At 42.0% G+C, this 593-nt stretch carries 1 protein-coding gene; it reads left to right on the forward strand.

What is annotated here, in order from left to right:
• Positions 1-54: 54 nt before the first annotated feature.
• Positions 55-593: hypothetical protein (locus QEH52_RS20060; protein ID WP_308952745.1), on the forward strand; the 539-nt coding region annotated here is incomplete at its 3' end.

The raw sequence follows: 593 nt of genomic DNA on the forward strand, positions 1-593 counted from the left end.
AACCTTGAGTCGGAAGTTCGGTCAGCGTTGGATTTGAATAATCTAGCGTTAAGCATGCATGATCATCGTCTTCGTTTGATTAATATATGGTCAGCACTTGAATGTCTTGCTTCTTTAGTTGATGGGAAGTCGATTATCGACAGAGTTGTGAGACTCGTTGTCCCGATTTTAACGTGGAGGAAAATAGATAAACTTGTTCGTTATATATCGATCAGTATACATTATTGGCTTAAAAATAATCCTACGATTGATCGATCTTCGCTGCCATTTAAGTTGGGCTATAAGGATGCGGTTTATCCAGAGCAGATTTTGAAGTTGATGTGCGAGCCGAAGGATTCGGCTGGAATAGTGAAATTGTTAGAAGTAGTCGCTAAGCATCCTCTCTTACTCTATAGAGTATATGAAGCATGGAAGATCTTCCATGATCCTGTGACGTTGCAGAGGGATCTCGAGCGTTCCAGTAAAAGATTAACTTGGCATTTGTGGAGGATTTACCGAGCAAGGAATTTGCTGGTGCATCAAGGAGTCGAGCACGATTGCCTTCCGCAGTTGTCGAATCATTTGCAGCAGTATTTTTCTTGGACGCTTTCGCG

This window comes from Thalassobacterium maritimum (genome assembly GCF_031127805.1).
GTDB lineage: Bacteria > Verrucomicrobiota > Verrucomicrobiia > Opitutales > Coraliomargaritaceae > Thalassobacterium > Thalassobacterium maritimum.